At 31.4% G+C, this 20,124-nt stretch carries 17 protein-coding genes and 1 pseudogene; 16 read left to right on the top strand and 2 right to left on the bottom strand.

Translation table 11 applies throughout. The features are described from left to right. Positions 1–58: 58 nt before the first annotated feature. From ACKTTC_RS00385 to ACKTTC_RS00315, 15 genes and pseudogenes are all read left to right on the top strand, one after another. Positions 59–1,048, top strand: a complete 990-nt coding sequence (locus ACKTTC_RS00385) for an AAA family ATPase (protein WP_408037279.1) — start codon at positions 59–61, stop codon at positions 1,046–1,048. Positions 1,049–1,125: 77 nt separating this feature from the next. Continuing rightward, on the top strand, positions 1,126–1,455 hold the full coding sequence (locus ACKTTC_RS00380; RefSeq protein ID WP_408037278.1) for a hypothetical protein: 330 nt from the start codon (positions 1,126–1,128) through the stop codon (positions 1,453–1,455). Between the two features lie 4 nt (positions 1,456–1,459). Next, positions 1,460–2,326, top strand: coding sequence for a DUF58 domain-containing protein (locus ACKTTC_RS00375; RefSeq protein WP_408037277.1), 867 nt, complete (start codon positions 1,460–1,462; stop codon positions 2,324–2,326). 1 nt (position 2,327) lies between these two features. Beyond that, positions 2,328–3,236: pseudogene (locus ACKTTC_RS00370) on the top strand (hypothetical protein); the annotation flags it as partial. A gap of 160 nt (positions 3,237–3,396) precedes the next feature. Then, on the top strand, positions 3,397–4,401 hold the full coding sequence (locus ACKTTC_RS00365; protein ID WP_408037276.1) for a vWA domain-containing protein: 1,005 nt from the start codon (positions 3,397–3,399) through the stop codon (positions 4,399–4,401). 39 nt (positions 4,402–4,440) lie between these two features. Then, positions 4,441–4,818 carry a four helix bundle protein gene (locus ACKTTC_RS00360; RefSeq protein ID WP_408037275.1) on the top strand — a complete coding sequence of 126 codons (378 nt, stop codon included), beginning with the start codon at positions 4,441–4,443 and terminating at the stop codon, positions 4,816–4,818. 30 nt (positions 4,819–4,848) lie between these two features. After that, complete coding sequence (locus ACKTTC_RS00355; RefSeq protein WP_408037274.1) at positions 4,849–5,889, top strand: VWA domain-containing protein; 1,041 nt, start codon at positions 4,849–4,851, stop codon at positions 5,887–5,889. 4 nt (positions 5,890–5,893) lie between these two features. Then, positions 5,894–6,724, top strand: coding sequence for a tetratricopeptide repeat protein (locus ACKTTC_RS00350; RefSeq protein WP_408037273.1), 831 nt, complete (start codon positions 5,894–5,896; stop codon positions 6,722–6,724). Positions 6,725–6,814: 90 nt separating this feature from the next. Further along, the gene (locus ACKTTC_RS00345) at positions 6,815–8,578 is read left to right on the top strand and encodes a BatD family protein (RefSeq protein ID WP_408037272.1); all 1,764 of its coding nucleotides are present in this window, start codon (positions 6,815–6,817) and stop codon (positions 8,576–8,578) included. Next, a complete protein-coding gene (locus tag ACKTTC_RS00340) occupies positions 8,575–9,336 on the top strand; it encodes a tetratricopeptide repeat protein (RefSeq protein ID WP_408037270.1) in 762 nt (253 codons plus the stop codon). The genes ACKTTC_RS00345 and ACKTTC_RS00340 overlap by 4 nt, the downstream gene beginning before the upstream one ends. Positions 9,337–9,760: 424 nt before the next feature. Further along, a complete protein-coding gene (locus ACKTTC_RS00335; RefSeq protein WP_408037269.1) occupies positions 9,761–11,353 on the top strand; it encodes a SulP family inorganic anion transporter in 1,593 nt (530 codons plus the stop codon). Between the two features lie 72 nt (positions 11,354–11,425). After that, positions 11,426–13,288 carry a SulP family inorganic anion transporter gene (locus ACKTTC_RS00330; RefSeq protein WP_408037268.1) on the top strand — a complete coding sequence of 621 codons (1,863 nt, stop codon included), beginning with the start codon at positions 11,426–11,428 and terminating at the stop codon, positions 13,286–13,288. 20 nt (positions 13,289–13,308) lie between these two features. Further along, positions 13,309–13,941 (top strand): carbonic anhydrase family protein, encoded by a 633-nt coding sequence (locus ACKTTC_RS00325; protein ID WP_408037267.1) that lies wholly within the window; start codon positions 13,309–13,311, stop codon positions 13,939–13,941. Between the two features lie 392 nt (positions 13,942–14,333). Next, positions 14,334–17,861 carry a T9SS type A sorting domain-containing protein gene (locus tag ACKTTC_RS00320; protein WP_408037266.1) on the top strand — a complete coding sequence of 1,176 codons (3,528 nt, stop codon included), beginning with the start codon at positions 14,334–14,336 and terminating at the stop codon, positions 17,859–17,861. A 78-nt stretch (positions 17,862–17,939) separates the two neighbouring features. Further along, a complete protein-coding gene (locus ACKTTC_RS00315; RefSeq protein WP_408037265.1) occupies positions 17,940–18,374 on the top strand; it encodes a hypothetical protein in 435 nt (144 codons plus the stop codon). Here the strand turns inward: ACKTTC_RS00315 and ACKTTC_RS00310 are convergent. Further along, positions 18,371–18,907, bottom strand: a complete 537-nt coding sequence (locus tag ACKTTC_RS00310) for a CvpA family protein (protein WP_408037264.1) — start codon at positions 18,905–18,907, stop codon at positions 18,371–18,373. The genes ACKTTC_RS00315 and ACKTTC_RS00310 overlap by 4 nt on opposite strands. 70 nt (positions 18,908–18,977) lie before the next feature. Here ACKTTC_RS00310 and ACKTTC_RS00305 point away from each other — a divergent pair, with 70 nt between their 5' ends. Continuing rightward, entirely contained in the window at positions 18,978–19,334 is a 357-nt protein-coding gene (locus tag ACKTTC_RS00305) for a hypothetical protein (RefSeq protein WP_408037263.1), read from the top strand. Here ACKTTC_RS00305 and ACKTTC_RS00300 read toward each other — a convergent pair. Further along, positions 19,327–20,121: an SDR family oxidoreductase gene (locus ACKTTC_RS00300; protein ID WP_408037262.1), complete on the bottom strand. Its 795-nt coding sequence runs from the start codon at positions 20,119–20,121 to the stop codon at positions 19,327–19,329. The genes ACKTTC_RS00305 and ACKTTC_RS00300 overlap by 8 nt on opposite strands. Positions 20,122–20,124 lie beyond the last annotated feature (3 nt).

The raw sequence follows: 20,124 nt of genomic DNA, 5'->3' as shown, positions 1-20,124 counted from the left end.
TTGTTAATATTGTAGCTTTGTTCACTGAAAAAATTATAACTGATAACATTTTTTACATATGGATGTAGATGTAAGAGCTATTAACGAAAAAATTGAAGTTGAAAGTGCATTTGTAGATTTACTTACAAATGAAATGAACAAGGTAATTGTAGGTCAGAAAGATATGATCGAAAGATTATTGATTGGCCTTTTAGGAAATGGACATATTCTTTTAGAGGGTGTTCCTGGACTAGCAAAAACACTTGCCATTAACACCTTATCTAAAGCCGTCCAAGGAAGTTTTAGTAGAGTTCAGTTTACTCCAGATTTACTTCCTGCAGATGTTGTTGGTACGATGATATACAACGTAAAAGAAAACGACTTTTCTATTAAGAAAGGTCCTATTTTCGCAAACTTTGTATTAGCTGATGAGATTAACCGTGCTCCTGCAAAAGTACAATCGGCATTACTGGAAGCAATGCAGGAACGTCAAATTACAATTGGCGACGAAACTTTTAAATTAGATGAACCTTTCTTGGTTATGGCCACTCAAAACCCCGTAGAACAGGAAGGAACATACCCACTACCTGAAGCTCAAGTAGACCGTTTTATGTTGAAGACCGTAATTGACTATCCTAAATTACAGGACGAACAACTTATTATGAGACAAAGCTTAAATAATAGCTTCGGAAAAGTTAATCCAGTAATCTCTATAGACAAAATCATCAAAGCTAGAGAAACTGTAAACGAGGTATACATGGATGAAAAAATTGAGAAATATATTCTCGATATCATTTTTGCTACTCGTTATCCAGAAAATTACAATTTAAGTAACTTAAAACCTTTAATAAGTTTTGGTTCTTCTCCTCGTGGTAGTATTGCTTTAGCAAAAGCAGCAAAATGCTACGCATTTATTAAACGTAGAGGATATGTAATCCCCGAAGATGTCAGAGCTATGGCGCACGATGTATTGCGACATAGAATTGGAATTACTTACGAAGCAGAAGCTGAAAACATGAGCTCTGTAGATATTATAAATGCTATTATAAACGAAGTGCAAGTACCATAATAGTTACTTAAAAGGTAAGCTCTAGCAATTAAAAAGAAATTTTTTATATAATCCCAAACATAAAATTTTTGCTAGAAATGACTTTTAAATTAACAACGTACAAAACGCTAACTGGAAAAAAACAAATTTTAGAAACAAAAACAAAAAAAAGCACAGAGGCAATAGTCTACCAAGACGATCAACCTGCGTACTTAGTAGATTGTTTTGATTTACAAACAGAATCAAACGTTCAAATGAATTACCTTGTTCTTTGCCAACAAAGAAGCATGAGAGATGTCATTAATGAAATAGCTGAGAAAAATAATGTAAACCTTTCTTTAAAGGAAGCTCCAGCATTTTCTATTAAAAAAACATCTGTAGATCAAGAGTTGGAGTTGCCTCCGTTACCTGTAGATTGGGTAAATTAATCATATGGATACTAAAGAATTACTCAAGAAAGTTCGTAAGATAGAAATAAAGACAAAACGTTTGTCTAATCATATTTTTGGTGGCGAATATCATTCTACGTTCAAAGGACGTGGAATGACTTTCTCTGAGGTTCGTCAGTATCAATTTGGAGACGACATTCGAGCTATAGACTGGAATGTTACCGCACGTTATAACGAACCTTATATTAAGGTTTTTGAAGAAGAACGTGAACTTACTATGATGCTTATGGTAGACGTTTCAGGTTCTGAACTTTTTGGAACAGCTACTCAATTTAAAAAAGATACCGTTACAGAAATTGCTGCAACCTTAGCTTTTTCTGCTATTCAAAATAATGATAAGGTTGGACTTATTTTATTCTCAGATCAAATAGAGTTATTTATTCCTCCTAAAAAAGGAAAAAGTCACGTGCTCCGAATTATTAGAGAATTAATAGAATTTCAACCTAAAAGCAAACGTACCAATATAGATGAAGCTTTAAAGTTTTTATCTAGCGTACTCAAAAAGAAAGCTATTGTTTTTATGCTTTCTGATTTTGTTGATGAAAATTACGAAAGAACTTTAAAAATTGTTGGAAACAAGCACGATTTAACGGGTATTAGAATCTACGATAAATTTGATGAAGAAATTCCAAACTTAGGAATGGTTCCAATGGTAGATAATGAAACTCAAGAAATCCGACTCGTAAATACAAGCTCAAGAGCTGTAAGAACAAAATACAAAGCCAATGCTTTACGATTAAAAGATAACTTTGAAACTTCTTTTAAGAAAAGTGGTTTGGGAACTATTAATGTTCGTGCAGATGAAAGTTATGTAAAAAAACTATTGAGTTATTTTAAAAACAAAGCATAAATTGAAAAAATTAGTACTTTACATATTATTGCTATTTGCTGGTGTTGGTATCGCTCAAACATCTCCTGTACAAGTAGCAACAGACACTACTAATATTCGAATTGGAGAACAATTTGAATATAAAATATCTGTAGATGGCGTAGAGAATGTACGACTTCCAAAATTACAGCTTAAAGGAATTGAAGTAATTGATAGTTTAAAGGTAGACACTTTAAAAAATCGTTTGATTCAAAAATATATTCTTACAGGTTTCGATAGTGGTGCTTTTTACATACCACAACAACAAATCTTTATTAAAAATCAAGCATATTTAACCGATAGTTTACTTATAAATGTAGCTACCGTTCCTATTGATACTACTAAAGTTAAAAAATTCCCTATTAAAGGAATTAAAGGTGAACCGTATCAATTTGACGATTATAAAAACATACTGTTCTGGATTCTCGGAATCATTATTTTAGTAAGTGGTGTACTTTATTTCGCACTTAAGAGAACAGAAGATGATGAAGTAAAGACAAGTGAGCAATTACTAAATCCGTATCAAGAAGCCGTTAGAAACTTAAAGTTATTAGACGGAAAATTGTTATGGCAAAACAATAAAATAAAACAATATTATAGCGAGTTAACAGATATTGTTAGAAATTATATTGAAAGAGAACTCCATGTTCCTGCCTTAGAAACCACTACAAATGGTTTAATAGAAACATTATCTGACTTTAAAGACAGTGATTCTATTTTAACTGATAAGGAAACTATAGAACGTTTAGATAAATTATTACAACAAGCAGACTTAGTAAAGTTTGCTAAATCTAAACCTTTAGCACATGAGATTGAAGCAGACAGAAATATTGCCAAGCATATTGTTGATAATCTGAAACAAAATATTATTGAGGTAGAAACTGATGCAGATGTAGATCCAGTAATTATTGTAGAAAAACCTGTGGTTAAAAAACCTTCAATACTTATAAAAATAATTTCAATACTACTTATTATAGCAATTATTGGTTTAATATCATATTCGCTAACTAAAGTAGCACCAACGTTAAACTCGTTAAAAACACCAGTAACCAATGTTAAATAATTTCGAGTTTCATAGTCCAGAGTTTTTATGGCTATTTGTATTAATTCCAATACTAGCACTTTGGCTTTTTTCGAATAGAAAAAAAGAAAATACTGTTTTATCTGTTCCTAGTATGAAAGGTTTTGAAGGAAGTAGTTCTATTCTTCCAAAACTAAAACCTTTATTAAATGTATTCAGATTATTAGCACTCTCAGCAATTATTATTGCTTTAGCAAGACCTAGGAATGTTTCTGTAAGTAAAAAAACAAAAACCAATAGAGGTATTGATATTGTAATGGCTATTGATGTTTCTGCTAGTATGCTTGCAAAAGACTTAAAACCAAACCGTTTAGAAGCTTTAAAACGAGTTGCTTCAGATTTTGTAAACAGAAGACCTAATGATAGAATTGGTATTGTAGTGTATGCTGGAGAAAGTTTTACGCAAACGCCTATTACAAGTGATAAATCTATTGTAAAAAGAACCATTTCTGAAATTAAATGGGGACAATTAGAAGGAGGAACTGCTATTGGAATGGGACTTGGTTCTGCAGTAAATAGGTTAAAAGAAAGTAAAGCCAAAAGTAAAGTGATTATTCTACTTACCGACGGTGTAAATAATGCTGGTTTTGTAGATCCTAAAACAGCTACAGAACTTGCTAAAGAATTAGGGATAAAAGTATATACTATTGGAATAGGAACTAATGGTATGGCTCCATTCCCTTGGGCAAAAGATCCAAGAACTGGTAAATTATCTTTCAGAAATCAGCAAGTTGAAATAGATGAAAAACTATTACAATTTATTGCCAATGAAACTGACGGACAGTATTTCCGTGCAACTGGTAATGCTAAACTGAAAGAGATTTACGATGAAATTGATAAACTTGAGAAAACCAAAATAGAAGAGTTCAAATACTATAATTATAGCGAACAATATCGATTTTGGATATTCTTAGCAGGAATATTCTTGTTACTAGAATTTATATTAAGAAACACAGTATTTAAAAGCTTTATATAATTTTATTGTTAAATCGTTAAATAGTTGATTTGTTAAGTTATGCATTTGTTCTCATTTGAAAAGCTAGAAGTTTGGAAAGAAGCTATTTTGCTTTCGAAGAATATTTATGTATTAACAGAAAAATTCCCTAATAATGAAAAATTTGGTTTAATTAATCAATTAAGAAGAGCTTCAAATTCTATTTCAGCTAATTTAGCAGAAGGAACAAGTAGAATTACAAATAAAGATAAAGCTCATTTTACAACAATAGCTTATAGTTCTACTATGGAAGTTTTAAATCATTTAATATTATCTAAGGAGCTAAAGTTTATTAATGAAGTCAATTATTTAGAAATTAGAAAACAATTATCAAAAATCGCTAATATGTTAAACGCACTACGTAAATCGCAATTACATAGTGAGCCAATTAACAATTAAACGATAAAACATATAAATATCATAAGAAATATGTATAAGATAGAAGAGCCAATATATTTTTACTTTTTTGCAATTATCCCTGTTATAATTGGAATATTCTTATTGGTTTTATGGTGGAAAAAAAGAACACAACGTAAATTTGCAGACAGTGCTCTATTTGCTAAACTTGCTCCTAATTTTTCTGTATTTAAATCTACTTTAAAACTTATATTTTTATTAATTGGGTTGTCATTTTTAATCGTTTCGTTAGTCAATCCTAAAATGGGAACAAAACTACAAACAGTTAAAAGAGAAGGTGTAGATGTTGTTTTTGCTTTAGATGTTTCTAAAAGTATGTTAGCAAAAGATATTGCTCCAAACCGACTAGAAAAAGCAAAGCAAATTATTTCAAAAATTATAGATAAATTAGGAAGTGATCGTGTAGGAATTATTATTTATGCAGGAAACGCATATCCTTTACTTCCTATTACTACAGATCATGCTGCTTCAAAAATGTTTCTTCAAAATGCAAATCCAGATATGGTTTCTAGTCAAGGAACTGCTATCAATGAAGCATTAGACTTAGCTAAAACTTATTATAATAATGATGAGCAAACAAATAAGTTTTTAATCATTATTTCAGATGGAGAAGACCATCAGGAAGAAACGAAGCAGAAAGCACAAGATTTAGCTAATGAAGGCGTAAAAGTTTACACTATTGGAGTAGGAACAGAAAAAGGTGGACCAATTCCTATTGAGTTAAATGGCGGGCACATTGGTTATAAAAAAGATAGAAAAGGGGAAACTGTTATTACGCAGAGAAAACCAGATATTCTGAAAGATATTGCAAATGCATCTAACGGAATTTATATTGATGGAAATAAAACTGAACAACCTGTAAAAGCAATTGAAAAAATTATAGGAAATGCTCAAAAGAGTGAATTTGAAACTAAACAGTTTTCAGATTATAAAGATCAATTCCAATGGTTTGTTGGTTTAGGCTTTTTATTCTTAGTTATAGATCTTTTCTTCTTCGAAAGAAAAACAAAATGGCTAAAAAAAGTAGATTTATTTAATGAAAAGGAGGCATAGACACATGAAAAAATTAATCCACATAAGTTTTGTTTTTGTTGTTTTATTCGCAACAAAAGTGCAAGCACAAATAGATACATTAAGCTTACAAAGAGAAGCTCGTGCATTACTAAGAGAAGGAAATAAACTTTATAATAAAGAAAAGTTTAATGAAGCCTCTATAGCTTATAGAAAAGCTTTAGGAAAAGATAGCAAGTACGATAAAGCAAGTTACAACTACGGAAACGCTTTGTATCAAGGAAAAAAATATAAAGAAGCTGTTTCTGAATATGAACTAGCTACTAAAACAGCAAAAAATAAAGCAGAGAAAGCAGAAGCTTACCATAACATTGGAAATGCAATGATGGAGCAAAAGCAATACCAACAAGCTGTAGACGCTTATAAAAATGCTTTGAGAAATAATCCTAATGACGACGAAACACGTTACAATCTAGCTGTCGCTCAAAAAGAAGCTAAAAAGCAACAAGATCAGCAGAAGAAAGACGACAAAAACAAGGATAAAAATAAAGATCAGAAAGATCAAAAGAAGGATCAAAAGAAGGATCAGAATAAAGACAAAAACAAAGATCAAAAAGATAAAGACAAGAAGGAAGGAGACGATAAGGATAAAAAAGATCAGGACAAAAACAAAGATCAGAAAGATCAAAATAAAGATCCTAAAAACCAAAAAGACAAAAAAGATAAGCAACAACAAAAGCCTCAACCAGGAAAGATGACACCTGAACAAATGAAGCAATTGTTAGAAAGCTTAAATAACGAAGAAAAGAAGACACAAAAGAAGATGAACGTTAAAAAGTCGAAAGGAAGAAAAATAAAGCAAGAAAAAGATTGGTAAAAATTAATAAAACTTTAAGACCAAAATCTTAAAAATCAATTAATTTAAAGTATCAAAAAATAATTATTTTTGCTCGTTTTGAATCAACAAATGAAAGTAAAGTTTATTACATTTATTATAACGCTGTTTACTATTTCGGCTTTTTCTCAAGAGCCTCTTTTGACAGCTAAAGTAAGTAAGAACAAACTTGGGATTAACCAACGTTTACGTGTTGAGTTTGCCATTAACAAACAAGGTGGCGATAATTTTAAACCGCCAAATTTTAAAAACTTTAAAATCGTCGGCGGCCCAAGTCAATCTGTAAGCCAATCTTGGGTTAATGGTAAAGCTACTTTTTCTCAATCGTACTCATATATTATAAAGCCATTAAGGAAAGGAGAGTTTAACCTTCCTCCTGCCAGTATTCAAATTGATGGTAAAACATTATTATCTAAGCCGGTTAAGATTATTGTAACGGAAGCTGTTGAGGTTCCTAAAAACCCAAACGATCCAGATTACATTGCAGAACAAAATATTCATTTAGTTGCCGAAGTTTCTAAATCTAAACCTTATGTGGGTGAAGGTATTTATGTAGAATACCGTTTATACTTCAGTAATAATGTAGGTATTTACGATAATGCTGTAACAGAATCTCCTCAATACAATGGTTTTTGGAATCAGGAAATCAAAAGAGATAATGGATCGCAAGTAAAAACAGCTATGTACAATGGTGAACAATACCGTTATGCCGTTTTACACAAAGCCTTATTAATTCCTACAAAATCCGGAAAGTTGACTATAGATCCTATGAAAATGGATATTGTAGTAGCTGTTCCTACTGGTAGAGGTGATTTTTTTGGAAATCCTATTACTAGACAAGTTAGAAAAGAATATACTTCTGCTAAAAAAACTATTATTTCTAGAGAGCTACCTCTAGAAGGTAAACCAGAGAGTTTTACTGGAGCTGTGGGAGATTTTTCGTACGATTTAATTGCTAGTAAAAATGTATTAAAAGCAAATGAATCATCTCAAATTAAAGTTTCTGTAAAAGGAAAAGGTAACTTAAAATTATTTGAATTACCTAAAATAGAAACACCAAAAGAATTGGAAGTATACCAACCAGAACGAAAAGAAAAAGTTCGTATTACTGCTTCTGGTTTAAGTGGATCTGTAACCGATAATTATACTGTAGTTCCAGAATACAAAGGAAAATATAAAATTCCTAAAACTGAGTTTTCTTACTTTAATCCAAAAGAAGGAAAATATCATACTATTACTACTGAGGATATATATGTTGATGTAGTGCAAGGAAAACAACTACCAACAACTTCTAATGAAGATCAAGTAGCAAAACAAGCTGTAAAAACTACTGGAAAAGATTTTAGGTATATTCAAACTACAGCAGATTTAAAACCGTACAAACCTTCTCGCTTTTTTAAGTCTATAGGTTTTTATCTCTTGTTATTATTACCGCTAATTACAATTCCAATCGCAATTATCTTACAAAAGAAAAACGAAGAGAGAAATGCTGATATTATTGGGAATAAACAGCGAAAAGCAGATAGATTAGCTAAGAAATACTTATCTGAAGCTAAATTGCAATTAGGTAATAAAGAACCTTTCTATGAAGCTTTAGAAAGAGCGCTACATAATTACTTAAAAGCAAAACTATATGTAGAAACTTCTGACATTAGTAGAGATAAAATCACTCAAATATTAGAAGATAAAAAAGTAGATACTGCTAGTATCAATAATTTTATAGATGTATTGAAGAATTGTGATTTTGCACGTTATACTCCAATTGACAACGTGCAAATGAAACAAGAATTTGAGAATGCAAAACAAGTAATCACTCAATTAGACAAGCAATTATGATGAAGAAGTTATTTTTATTACTTGTATTAGTAGTAGCTACTGTTGGTGCTCAAAATGCAAATACTATTTTTTCTGAAGCAAATGCACTGTATAAAAACGGTGAATATCAAAAAGCAATTGATTTATACGAACAAGTTGTAGCTTCTAAAGAAATTTCCTCAGAATTATTCTACAACCTAGGGAATAGCTATTACAAACTAAATAAAGTTGGTCCGTCTATTTATAATTACGAAAAAGCTTTACAATTAGACCCGCTAAATGAAGATGCGCTAAATAATTTAATTTTTGCAAAACGATTGGCTTTAGATAGAATTGAAGAATTACCAAAATCGGCATTACAAAAATTCAATATAAATTACTTAAGTAAGCTTAGCTACAATCAATGGGCAGTTATTACTGTATTGTTTTCTTTTATTGGAGCTATTTTATTTCTTCTATATTATTTCACACAAACTCCTGCTAGAAAGAGATTATTTTTCACAACTAGCATTTTTAGCTTTATACTCTTAATCATTTCTTTGGCTATTACTTATCATCAGTATAACAAGGTTATGAATACTGTAGAAGCAATTGTTTTTGTACCAGAAATATCTGTTAAAAACGAACCTACTAAAAATGCAGAAGAAGCATTTATAATTCATGAGGGAACGAAAGTAGCTGTTTTGGATGAAGTAGATGATTGGAAAAAAATACGACTGGCAGATGGTAAAATTGGGTGGCTAAAAAGCGGAGATATTAAAGTATTAAACATTTTTTAGTCTTTTTTAACAAGATCGTTAACAAGTTTTTTTATTTTTATATCTTAGAAATGAGGAGACTTTTATTTACATATTTTCTCGCCACTGTGTTTATCACTTCAATGGTACTTCCTACCTACTTAAGTTTAATAGAAACGGGGTGTGAATACTCACTGGTTATCAATGACATAGAAGACGACTCAGAAAAAACAAATGATTTAGATATAAAGATTATTCATTTTTACGAAGAAATACTTCCGTATAAACATATAGAATGTCAAAATAAGATAGCCTATTTGTTAAGTGAATATAATTCTTTATCCCAAAAATTAGAATCACCTCCACCAGAATTATATAGTTACACTCTCAATAACTCAATAATAACTATATAATAATCATACAACTTTAATTCTAACAAGATAGAAGTTGTACAATTTTTTTCATCATGTTTAAAACAATTAAAAATGATTTACCCGCTAGTATAGTGGTATTTTTTGTTGCATTACCTTTATGTTTAGGTATTGCATTGGCGAGTGGAGCGCCATTATTCTCTGGTTTAATTGCAGGGATTATAGGAGGAATAGTAGTTGGTAGTATTAGTGGCTCTAACATTGGAGTTAGTGGTCCTGCAGCTGGTTTAGCAGCTATTGTACTTGTAGCTATTACTTCTTTAGGTTATAAGAATTTTTTAGTAGCTGTTGTTATAGGTGGTATTATCCAAATACTTTTTGGAGTTTTAAGACTTGGTATTATTGGATATTTTTTCCCATCATCTGTAATTAAAGGAATGCTAACTGGTATTGGAATCATTATCATTTTAAAGCAAATCCCTTATTTCTTTGGAATGGATAAAAACCCAACTGGAGATTTTTCTTTTCTACAAGTAGAATGGGACAATCTTGTATCTGGACTATTAAATGCTGTTAATGCTTTATTAAGTGGTAATATTAGTATGGGAGCAACAGTAATAGGTATTGTATCTATAGGAATATTACTTTTATGGTCTAATGTATTATCTAAAAAAGGAAAAATATTTCAATTAGTACAAGGGCCTTTAGTAGCTGTTGTTGTTGGTATTGTTTTTTATCTTCTTACTAAGGATAGTTCATTTAGTTTAGTAGAAAGTCAATTAGTTTCTGTTCCTGTACCTGATAGCTTGGATAGCTTCATTGGACAATTTAACTTTCCTAATTTTGGCGTAATTGGTAATAGCGAAGTATGGATTACTGGTTTTACTATAGCCTTAGTTGCTTCTTTAGAAACATTATTATGTGTTGAAGCTACAGATAAATTAGATCCACATAAAAATGTAACACCTACTAACAGAGAATTATTTGCACAAGGAGCTGGAAATATTGTATCTGGTATGATTGGTGGTTTACCTATTACTCAAGTAATTGTTAGAAGTTCTGCAAATATCCAATCTGGAGGAAGAAGTAAAATGTCTGCAATTATTCACGGATTTTTCTTATTAATCTCAATTATATTAATTCCAACATTATTAAATAAGATTCCTTTATCTGTTTTAGCTGCAGTATTATTCATTGTAGGGTTTAAATTAGCGAAACCATCTACATTTACTAGTATGTATAAATCAGGTTGGAAACAATTTGTTCCTTTTATGGCAACGGTATTACCAATGGTAATTACTGGAGATTTATTATTAGGAATTGGATTAGGACTTGCTGTTGGAATCATAGTTATTTTACTTAAAAGCTACCAAAATTCTCACTTCTTACATATAGAAAGCCAAGGTAATGGCGAGCATAACGTTAAAATGACATTAGCTGAAGAAGTAACTTTCTTTAACAAAGGAGCTATCTTAAAAGAATTAGATAACCTTCCTAAAGATTCTTTCTTAGAATTAGATGTTAGAAAAACGAGATATCTAGATAATGATATTATAGAAATTTTAGAAGACTTTGCACACAAAGCTAAAGAGAGAAATATTACGATTAAACTAGTTTCTGAAAGAGGTGTTGTAGAAAATCCTCCAAGCTATATTGAGTTTTTCAAACTAAGACCTAAAGTTGCTTAAACAGCATAGAAAATTAGAAATTTAACATTCAAAAAAGTTTTATATTTATGTATATAACATAAGCTTAGAACTATGAAAAATATATTCTCGAACATAAAAGGCGACCTCTTTGGAGGTATAACTGCCGGTATCGTAGCATTACCATTAGCACTTGCATTTGGTGTATCCTCTGGATTAGGGCCAAGTGCAGGTTTATATGGTGCTATTTTAATTGCATTCTTTGCTTCTTTATTTGGAGGTACAGATACGCAAATTTCTGGTCCAACTGCTCCTATGACAGCTGTAAGTATGGTAGTAATTGCTACTATTATTGCAGCAAACGATGGTAACGTAACTCAGGCATTGCCAGTTATACTTTCCATTTTTCTATTAGCAGGAATTATACAAATTGGTTTAGGTCTATTAGGTTTTGGTAAATACATCAGATACATACCTTACCCTGTAGTTTCTGGTTTTATGACTGCTATTGGAGTAATAATTTTAGTGACTCAGATTTTACCATCAATAGGTTATTATGCTAAAGAAGATAGTAGTTTTGTAGATAAATTCAAACCTCAAGCACAGGAAATAATTTTACAAAACATTCTTAAGGATGAAGCTGGTGATGGTATTTTAGTACTTGAAAATTTTGAAGAAACCATAAAACGTTCCAACGAAATTACTAAAGAAGGAATTTTGAAAGAAGCCAAAACCTTAGCAGGAAAAGAATCTTCTGGGGTTTTAGGTACTTTTAAAGTATTACCAAGAGCTTTAAAAAATATTAATTTTTTAGAATTGCTATTAGCCTTAGGAACTATTCTGATTATTTATGGTTTTAAAAGAATTACCACAGCAGTGCCAAGCACATTGGTAGCATTGGTAATAATGACCACAATTTCTTTGATTTTCAGCTTAGACTATAAACCTATTGAAGAAATTCCAAGTGGTTTTCCAGTGCCTAATCTGGAAATCTTCACAGGTTTTGACTTTTCAAAAATCCAACCGTTTATTTTTACAGCGTTCACTTTAGCTCTATTAGGAGCAATTGATTCTCTATTGACTTCGGTCGTAGCAGATAATATGACCAAAACTAAACACAAACCTAATAAGGAATTAGTTGGGCAAGGAATTGGTAATACAATAGCCGCTATTTTTGGTGGAATTCCAGGAGCTGGAGCTACAATTAGAACAGTAGTGAATATCAATTCAGGAGGAAAAACAAAACTTTCAGGAATGATAGCTGGTGTAATGCTCTTAATTATCTTACTAGGATTAGGACCAATTGCATCAAAAATTCCTGCAGCTGTTTTAGCTGGAGTTTTAATTACTGTTGGAATTGGTGTAATGGATTATAAAGGTTTACGTGCTATTCCAAATCTTCCTAAAGATATAAAAATAGGACCTTTAAAAATTAGCTCAGAAGTTATCATCATGTTGGTGGTATTATTCTTATCTACTTTTTGGGATTTAGTGTATGCAGTAGGAATTGGACTGGTTATAGCTTCTTTAATTTTTATGAAAAAAATTGGAGATGTGACTGCTAAACGTTCAGATATTACACCTTTGGAAGAGGAAGCTTGGGAAGATGAAGTTGATTTTCCTGAAAATTTATCTCAGGAAGTATTTATTAAACATATTAAAGGCCCTTTATTTTTTGGATCCACAAGTGATTTCCAACAATTGGCCAAACAAATACCCAATACTGCTCAAATAGTAATTATTAGAATGGGAAAAATGCCATATATAGACCAGTCTGGACTATTTGCATTAGAAGACATTTTAATAGACCTAGAAAAAGGTGGTATTCAAATACTTTTTGTAGATGTTCTAGAACAACCTAGATATATGATGGAAAGAATTGGAATAATTCCTGATTTAATACCATCTAAACGCATATTTAAAACCTTCTCTCAATGTTTAGAGTGGGTAAAACAAAATGTAAAAGACAAACATTAAATTAATTTAAAAGAATTAAAATGAGAAATACAGCATTAACAAAAGAATTACAAGCTGATTTAACTCCACAATCAGTTTTAGAAGATTTACTAGAAGGAAACAAACGTTATGTAGCAAACAATTTAACTGGTTCAGACGTTACTTCTTTAGTACAACAAACTACTGGAGGGCAATTTCCTAAAGCCGTTATTTTATCGTGTATAGATTCTCGTGTACCAGTAGAATTGGTATTCGATCAAACAGTTGGAGATGTATTTGTTGCTCGTGTAGCAGGAAACTTTGAAAACATAGATATTTTAGGTAGTATGGAATATTCTTGTGCTGTTGCAGGAAGTAAACTAGTATTTGTATTAGGACACGAGAGTTGTGGTGCTGTAAAAGCAGCTTGTGATGGTGTAGAATTAGGAAACATTACAGCAATGTTAGACAATATTGTTCCTGCTTGTAAATTATCATCTGAACAAGTTGATGGCGCTACTGATTCTTCTAACAAGGAATTTGTTGCTAAAACAGTAGAAAATAATGTTAGATTAACTATTGAAAGAATTAGAGAAAAGAGTAAAATCTTACAAGAAATGGAAGAAAATGGTGAAATTTCTATTGTAGGTGGTGTATATTCATTACAAACAGGAGAAGTAACAATGTTATCATAACAAACTTTCTCATTTCTATAAAAAAGCGATGAATTTTAACTTCATCGCTTTTTTTATTCCATAAAAATCACCTATGAACAATACCGCACTCAAAACACTCAAAACCAACACATTTAATTCAATAATAGTTGCTGAAATTTTTACAAATCAATAATCGTTTTATCTTAAAATTAACATTTGTAATAAAATGCTCCCTAAGTTTTTAGACTAATTTTACTAAAAATTAACTAAAAATTTAAATCACAATTATGAATTTAAAATTACTTAGGACAAAGATCCTCATCTTCGTCCTATACTTAATGGGACAATCCTTTTCGGCCCACGCGCAAAAATTAGTTCCCCAAACTGATTCCCCGAAAATCAAGAAAGATCAGGTGTACAAAAATCAAAAGATGTTTGATAGTAGAACTGGAGCTACAAACACTAAAACACCTATAGAACGTCAAGCAGACAATGCTATTGAAAGAGCAAACTACGATTTTGAAAGGCTTAAAAACCCAACTACTGGTAAAATTCCTCAAGGAATTAGAAGTGCAGAAGTTGAATTCTCTAAGAAAATAAGCGTTAATCAAGATTTAAAAAAACTTCTAAGTAGTGCTAGATCTTCAGGAAGAAATAACTTTTCGGATTGGAAAAACAGAGGACCTTTTAATGTTGGTGGTAGAACCAGAGCATTAGCAATTGATAGAACTAACGAAAATGTTATTCTAGCTGGTGGTGTATCTGGTGGTTTATGGAGATCAGAAAATACGGGGCAAACTTGGAGAAAAGTAACACGTATTTTCCAAGAACCAAGTATTACAGCTATCGTACAAGACCCTAGACCTTCAAGAAGTTTTACATGGTACTATGCTTCTGGAGAACGTTTAGGAAATTCAGCATCTGGTGGAGGAGCTTTCTATTTAGGATCTGGATTATACAAATCTCAAGATGGTGGTCGTACTTTTGAACCTTTAAGAGCTACACAAGACAATACTATTAGTACAGCTTCTCCTTTTGATATTGTTAACTCAATCGCTGTTAATCCTACAAATGGAGATTTATATGTTGCTACTTTAAATGGTTTACACAGATCACAAGATGGTGGAAACTCGTTTAGTGAAGTACTTGTTGGTGGATTTGACAATACGATAGAAGTAGCGATTACTTCAACTGGTGTGATCTATGCTACAATAGCTTCTAGCGGAAATCCTAATAGAGGTTTTTTTAGATCTGTAGATGGAAATAACTGGACAAACATTACTCCAGATAACTTCCCTGCAACGTATCAAAGAACTGTAATGGGAATTGATCCTTCTAATGAAAATACAGTATATTTTCTCTCTCAAATAGGAGCAAGTGCAACATTATACAGGTATAATGCTACAAACGTAGCAGAACCATGGACGAACCTAACTGCGAATATTCCATTAAATTCTATTGGAAATCCAGTTGGAAACTTAAATTTACAAAGAGGTTATAATATGGTAGTTAAAGTACACCCTTCTAATAGCAATATGGTATTTGTGGGTGGTACTAATATTTATAGATCTACAGATGGATTTACTACTCCTGTGAATAGCACTAGCTGGATTGCTGGATATTCTCCTTTAAACAATATTAGTTTGTATACAAACCAACACCCAGATCAACATGCATTAGTATTTTTCCCATCTAATCCTAATAGAGCTTTATCTGGAAATGATGGTGGTGTATTTTTAACTGAAGATATTACTGCTACAAATGATGGTACAGAACCTGTAGCATGGGAATCTTTAAACAATGGTTATATTACTACACAGCCATATCACGTAGCGTTCGATCCTCAAGCTAATTCAGATGATTTAGTAGCAGGTTTCCAAGATAATGGAACTTGGTATACTAACTCTACTGCTTCTAATGCTATTTGGAGTGAAGATTTTGGAGGTGATGGTACATATAGTGCTATTTCAGACAATGGACGTACACGTTATGTTTCTTCTCAAAATGGGAATGTATTCAGATTTAATTTTAATGATAATGGAGAATTTGCTTCTTTTACAAAAATTAAACCTGCAGGAGCATCTGGATTCTCTTTTGTTAATCCATTTATATTAGATCCTAATAATGATAACATTATGTATATGCCTATTGGTAATACAGTTTGGAGAAATAGTAATTTAGATGAAATTCCTTTATTTTCTAATGCAGATGCAACTGTAAACTGGAATGCAATTACAAGTTCTCAAACACCAGCTGGATCTAGAATTTCTGCGTTAGATATTTCTACATATCCAGAGGCGAATAGACTATATTATGGAACTAACAATGGTCTTGTGTTTAGAATGGATAATGCAAATATCGATAACCAAGAAGCTGTTAACATTACAGCAGGTAAAGGACTACCTACTGGTTTTGTAAACGATATTAACGTAGATCCTTCTGATGCTGATCGTGTAATTGTTACATATTCTAACTACGGAATTCTTAGTGTATTTATGACTACAGATGGAGGAGAAACTTGGTCGAATATTAGTGGTAATTTAGAACAAAACCCTGATGGATCAGGAAACGGACCTTCTGTAAGAAGTACTGCATTCCTTGGAGCTAGTGGAGATCGTAACTCTAGAGATCAAAAAATATTTGCTGCTACTAGTACTGGTTTATATTATACAGACCATGTAAATGGAAGAAATACTGTTTGGAGAAAAGAAAATCAAACTATTGGAAACTCTGTTACAGATGAAGTAGTAACAAGAAAAGATGGTTTTGTTGCTGTAGCTTCTCATGGTAGCGGACTATTTAGTGCTCGTTTCCCTATCACAAACAATCCATTACCAGAATTAACATTAAGTGTTGCTCGCGATTTAGACGATGTAAGTGTTAATGAAAACAGTGCTGATACTGAAATAGATATTACTGGTTTATTTGTACAGTCTCAAGGTTTACCTGTTAATATTAGCATTACAAATACAAACTCTGATCTTGTAACTGCTGAATTATCTGGTAATACAATTACCCTTTCATATACTCCAAATAGCGCAGGTGTAGCGTCTATTGGATTAATTGCTACTGCTGATGGACAACAAGTTTCTGCTGGATTTAATGTTACTGTTTCTGAAGTTGCTATTTACGAGCAATTAAATGCTCCTATTTCTTCAGTTCCATCTCAAAACATTACAGATTTTGGTGGTTTAATTCAAGCTGCAGATGACTTTACTGTTCCAAACGGAAATGAGTGGGTTATTGATAGAGTATTAGCCTTTGGTAACTCAAGAGGAGCTCCAGAATATACAAGTGTATCTATTGTTATTTATCAAGATAATGAAGGAACACCTGGAGATGCAATATATAATAGTGGGGAAATTGCTCCAGTATCTGGTAGTAACGATTCTAATTTAAGTATAGAATTACCAGAAGCTTTACGATTAGAAAGTGGAAACTACTGGATTTCTGTATATGTAAACTTAGCCTTCTTACCTGGTGGAAACCAATGGTTCTGGGCTTCAGAAGGGAATAATGTAGGACAAGTAACTAAATTTAGAGACCCTGCGAATTTATTAGGAACAGGTGCTCTTGATTGGACTGCTGCAACTATTGCTTTAGGTAGACCTGCAATAGATCAAACATTCCAAATTTTTGGTGATATTGTAAACTTAGGTGCTGAAGAAGAAGATGCATTAGCAGAAGCTGCTTTAACAACCTTAAACATTGATTTCAACTCATTAGCATGGCCAAATCCATCTACAGGAGCTTTTAATTTTGATGTAAGTAATATCACTACAGATAAAGAAGTATCTCTTTCTATTTTTGATATTTCAGGAAAGCTTGTACATCAAAAATTACACATGCAACCTAAAACACGTTATACTTGGGATGCTTCGAATATGGCTACTGGATTTTACTTTGTAAAAGTAGCTGGTTTGAACACCAACAAACGTTTTAAAATAGTAAAAAAATAAAAACAACCTTTTTTAGTTAATTTTATATAGAGGATGTCTAACAGGCATCCTCTTTTAAAAAAAATAATATTCCTCCTTATGAATACAGTATATAAACTATTAATCTTTAGTTGTTGTCTTTTTTGCACAACAGCTTGTTACACACAGAAAAAAAATACTCCTTCAAAACACAAAATAGCAAAACCAACATATGCAGGAGAAGCCTATAAGGAAAGTATTTCTCCTAATTTTATGCTAGTATCTGTATCAATAATAAAAGGTACTTGTACAAACACAGGAAAACAATCAATGATTAAAGTGCTAATTAAAAAAACGATACAGCAAGGTAGTTCTATTACGAATCCGCTAATTTCTGGTACTGAAAAATGTTTGTCGATTAATAATACTTTAAAACAAAAACTTCCTCAAAACAAAAAGTCTGCACACAAAGAAAGTATAACATTATTAGTCAAAGAAAAATTAACTCAAGATATGAGTAACACAGCATATGAAATAGTAGAAATCCAACGTTAATCTGTCGTCGTATTTTCTTCTTCTTGTTCTTCTTCAGTCTCCTCATTTTCATCTCCTTTTATTATTGAAGGAAAAATCATAGGAGCTATTTTTTTTACAGGTTTGTATAATATAGATTCCTCTAAACTTTCTTTTTTAACAAAAGGAATTGTATCGTTCATTTTCCCGAAGAAGATAAAAACAACACTTAAAATCAGGCCTATTTTTAATGCTCCAAAAACACCTCCTAATAATTTATTTAAGATTCCCAACGAAGCAAAGTCTGCAATCTTTGTTAAAATTTTTCCTAGCAGAGTTATTACGACAATAATAATAACAAATGTACCTGCAAATGCAACCAAAGTAATATACTTTTCATCCCAATCTAAACTATTCTTTAGCCAATCTCCTAAGAAGTAAGAAAAATGAATTGCTCCATAAACCCCAGCAATCAATCCTACCAGAGAAGCTACCTCTACGAACAAACCTTTCATTAATCCTCTAACAAATCCAAAAAGTAATAAAGAAGCAATAATAATGTCAAAAATATTCATAGGTATAGAAATAGATTTTTAACAAATATAACTAACTCGTTTGTATCTTTGCCTCAACAATTATAAAGGAATGGCTAAAGTCAATAATTTAAAAGAAAAGTGGGATTTTTTAATTACTTCATTAACTGAACAGTTTTCAGATGGAGAAGAATTAAATATAGATGGTGTTATTTATTTAATAGGTGTTCAAGAGCTAGGTCAAGGACAACGTAAATTTAAAAAAGATGAAAAAGTAAATTTAATGCATATTGCTATTTGCAAACTTCTTGAACCTTATGGTTACTATGAGTTTGATTACTTTGATGATGATGGTTGGCCACATTATAAAACACTTACAGAGCTTCCTAATTTAAAACCTGGAGAACAAACTGTATTAATGAAAGAAGCTATTGTTACTTATTTTGAAGCTATTGATTTTTTTAAGTAACACTTAATTTTCGAATCATAGTAGATAATAACTTTGGGTAAAATCGCTTAGCATATACACCTAATTTTTCTTTTGCCCCAGCAATATAAACTTCTTCTTTTTCTTTTATAATTGCTTTCATCATTAGTTTAGCAAAACGATCTGGATCTATGCCATTAGCTGTAGCTGTGTCCATTGTATTTTGAGCTGTTCCGTCTCCAGTTAAAGCATTTTTTGAAATACCTGTTGTTACAAAACCAGGACAAACTAATGTAACTTTAATATTATACTTATGTACTTCTGCTCGTAAACTATCGAAAAAACCATGTAATGCATGTTTAGATGCAGCATAAGTAGATCTAAATGGTGTTCCAATTTTTCCAACAATACTAGTAGTTACCACAAAATATCCTCTTTGTTGTTCAATAAAATAAGGTAATAATGCTTTTGTAAGTGCAACTGTTCCTAAATAATTAATATCCATTAACCGCTTATCAACACTAATGGTAGTTTCTTCTGCTAATGAACGCTGACTAATTCCTCCGTTATTTACTAATATATCTACCGAGCCAAAAAATGAAATTGCAGTTGTTACTTTAGACTCCATTTCTTCATGTTTTTCTAAATCCAAAGGTAATATTGCTATATTTTCAGGATTCTCACATAATTCTTTTACTACATTTAAAGAAGATTCATTCCTTGAAGATAATATTAATTTTGTATTTTGCTTCGAAAGTTGGATTGCAAGGGATTTTCCTATACCTGAAGACGCCCCTGTTATCCAAATTGTTTTATTATTGAGGTTCATTAT

Source organism: Tenacibaculum amylolyticum (genome assembly GCF_964511145.1).
GTDB classification, from domain to species: domain Bacteria; phylum Bacteroidota; class Bacteroidia; order Flavobacteriales; family Flavobacteriaceae; genus Polaribacter; species Polaribacter amylolyticum.
This window is presented reverse-complemented; position numbering and strand designations above follow the sequence as displayed.